The sequence below is a fragment of the Mesorhizobium sp. M7A.F.Ca.US.006.04.2.1 genome (assembly GCF_004022915.1).
In the GTDB taxonomy this organism is placed as follows: Bacteria; Pseudomonadota; Alphaproteobacteria; order Rhizobiales; family Rhizobiaceae; genus Mesorhizobium; species Mesorhizobium ciceri.
Genome location: NZ_RZQA01000767.1, coordinates 1 through 3,118, shown reverse-complemented (window position 1 = coordinate 3,118; position 3,118 = coordinate 1). Strand labels below are relative to the sequence as shown.

The 3,118-nt window shown below is 63.5% G+C and carries 2 protein-coding genes and 1 pseudogene; 2 read left to right on the top strand and 1 reads right to left on the bottom strand.

Annotation, left to right across the window (positions count from 1 at the left end; all coding sequences use genetic code 11):
* Window positions 1-203: 203 nt before the first annotated feature.
* A complete protein-coding gene (locus tag EN925_RS29700) occupies window positions 204-1,145 on the bottom strand; it encodes a phosphoribosylaminoimidazolesuccinocarboxamide synthase (RefSeq protein ID WP_127370159.1) in 942 nt (313 codons plus the stop codon).
* 238 nt (window positions 1,146-1,383) lie between these two features.
* Between EN925_RS29700 and EN925_RS29695 the strand changes: the two genes are divergently transcribed.
* Entirely contained in the window at window positions 1,384-3,000 is a 1,617-nt protein-coding gene (locus EN925_RS29695; protein ID WP_127384773.1) for a GMC family oxidoreductase N-terminal domain-containing protein, read from the top strand.
* Window positions 2,997-3,118: pseudogene (locus tag EN925_RS41020) on the top strand (mandelate racemase/muconate lactonizing enzyme family protein); the annotation flags it as partial. The gene EN925_RS29695 and the pseudogene EN925_RS41020, both read left to right, overlap by 4 nt.

The following is a 3,118-nucleotide window of genomic DNA, read 5'->3' as shown; positions in this document are numbered from 1 at the left end:
CAGTTTCTTGACTGGGTGCCCTCAGCTATGGTACATTTTTGCCTATGGTGCTGATTTGCGCCAGTGACCCGCCGCACAGGCGGGTTTTTCGTTTGCTCCGTCAGCCAACACACCGGCGAAGGTTTCCGAGGACCGGTTAACCCGAGTTCGTAGACCCTGGGCATGGCCATGGGACGGCAGTTCGCATCACCGGCGAAGGTCGATCAGAAATAGCGCCTGAGGTTCGTGCGAATACGATCGAGCACGCTGTCCCCGGAAAGGTCCGGCGAGAATTCCTTGCCGGTGATCGCCTCATAAGCCTGCGCGTAAACCCGCGAGGCCTGTTCGACGATCTCGGCCGGTATCTCAGGTATCGGGTCGCTGTAGGGGTTGCAGCGCGCCGAGACCCACGACCGGACGAAATCCTTGTCAAAACTCTCCGGCCGGCTGCCGTCGGCGAGCGCCCGTTCGTAGCTCGATGCGATCCAGTACCGGCTGCTGTCCGGGGTGTGGATTTCATCGGCAAGAATGATGGTCCCGTTCCTGTCGGTGCCGAATTCGTACTTCGTGTCCGCCAGGATCAGGCCGCGCTCGGTGGCGCGCTGCTGGCCGCGGGCGAACAGCCGCAAAGCGTAGCCGGACACGGTGTCCCACTGCGCCTGCGTGAGAAGACCCTGTTCGAGGATCTCGGCTTTCGACAGCGGCTCGTCATGGCCGCCATGCGCGGCCTTGCTGGTCGGCGTGATGATCGGCTCGGCCAGCTTTTCATTGTCGCGCAGGCCGTCCGGCAGGCGGATACCGTACATGTCGCGGTCGCCGCGCTTGTAGCGCGTCAGGATCGAGGTGCTGGTGGTTCCCGCCAGATAGCCGCGCACGACGATCTCGACCGGCAGGATGTCGAGCCTCGTGCCGACGACGGCGTTCGGGTCGGGGTATTCGAGAACATGGTTCGGACAGATATCGGCGGTTTCCTCGAACCAGTAGCGCGCCGTCTGGGTCAGTATCTCTCCCTTGTAGGGGATCGAAGTCAGGATGATGTCGAAGGCACTGAGCCGGTCGGTGGCGATGATGATGCGCCGGCCATCCGCCAGATCGTAGTTTTCGCGGACCTTGCCGCTGTAGTGGCCCGGCAGTTCGGGAATGAACGCGTCAGGGAGGGTCCGCATATGATTTCCTGCCTTCCGCAGAGTGGCCAGAGCATAATTCCGAAAAGTTATGCGCCAAGATAGTGCCATCGCATAGGCTGTCGGGACGATAGATATCAAGCGCGATTGTCGGGAATCCCCGCAAACCTGATCGGTTCGACGGTCGCTTTTTTCACAACTGATGCCGGATGGCGCGGCGACTTCGGAATGCCGTCGCGTCTAGGCTGCAGCCAATTTTTCGGAGCCTCCCATTTCCATCATGCAGACCTATGATTTCATCATCGTCGGCTCCGGCTCGGCCGGCTCGGTCCTGGCTGAAAAACTGTCGGCCTCGGGGCGCTTCTCGGTGCTGGTGCTGGAGGCCGGCGGCAGCGACCGCCGCTTCTACGTGCAGATGCCGCTCGGCTACGGCAAGACCTTCTTCGATCCCGACGTCAACTGGAACTACAAGGCCGAGCCGGACCCGGGGCTCGCCGGCAATGCCGACCACTGGCCGCGCGGCAAGCTGCTCGGCGGTTCGAGCTCGATCAACGCCATGGTCTGGATCAGGGGCGCGCGCGAGGATTTCGATGCCTGGGCCGCCGCCGGCAATCCCGGCTGGGGCTATGACGATCTGCTGCCCGCCTTCAAGGCGCTCGAGGACAACCAGGCCGGCGCAGACCAATGGCGCGGCGTCGGCGGCCCGCTGCATGTCACAGACTGTTCGGGCGCCGTCCACCCGCTGACCAAACGCTATCTCGCCGCCGGCCAGCAGGCCGGCCTGCCCTTCAACCCGGATTTCAACGGCGCTGCCCAGGAAGGCGTCGGCGTCTACCAGATCTCGACCCGCAACGGCCGCCGCATGTCGGCGGCGCGCGCTTTCCTGCGCCCGGCGATGAAGCGCGCCAACGTCCGCGTCGAGATGAAGGCGCTGGCGACCAGGGTGCTGTTCGAGGGCAAGCGCGCCGTCGGTGTCGAATACCAGCAGAACGGCGAGACGAAGTCGGCGCGTGCCGGCCGCGAAGTCATCCTGTCGGGCGGCTCGGTCAACTCGCCGCAATTGCTGCAGCTGTCCGGCGTCGGGCCCTCCGCGCTGCTGAAAGGCCTGGGCATCCGGATGGTCCAGGCCAACGAGAATGTCGGCGCGCATCTGCAGGATCATGTCGGCATCAACTACACCTTCAAGGGCAAGCTGCCGACGCTCAACCAGACGCTGCGTCCCTGGTGGGGCAAGCTGCTGGTCGGCATGCAATATATCCTGACCCGTTCGGGCCCGCTGTCGCTGTCGATGAACAATGCCGGCGGCTTCTTCCGCACCGACCCGGCGGCGACGCGGCCCAACATGCAGCTCTATTTCCAGGCATTCTCGACCGTCATTCCCAAGAGCGGCGAGCGTCCCATCCTGACGCCCGACCCATGGCCGGGCTTTTCCATCGGCCTGTCCAACTGCCGCCCGTCGAGCCGTGGCGAGATCATGATCCGCTCGGCCAATCCGCGCGAGTACCCCAGGATAACGGCCAATGCCTACTCCACCAATGCCGATGTCGAGGAGATGCTGGCGGCGGTGAAATTCGTCCGCAAGATCGCCTCGATGCCTGCCATGGCCGAGATCATCGAGGAAGAGGTTTTGCCAGGCCCGTCAATCACTTCCGATGCAGACCTGATTCAGGATTTCAGGAAGCGCTCGGGCACCGTCTATCATCCGGTCTCGACCTGCCGCATGGGGCCCGATCCGGCGCGCGCCGTCGTCGACCCGCGTCTCAAGGTGCACGGCATCGACGGTCTGCGCGTCATCGACGCCTCGATCTTCCCCGACAACATCACCGGCAACACCAACGCCGCCTCGATCATGACCGGTTGGAAGGGCGCCGAACTGGTTCTGGAGGACCAAAAATGAAGATCACCGACGTCAAGACCTGGGTTGTCGACAATCCGCCGCCCGGCATCGGCGGCAAGTATTTCATCTTCGTCAAGTTGACCACCGATGGCGGCGTCGTCGGCTATGGCGAAGCCTA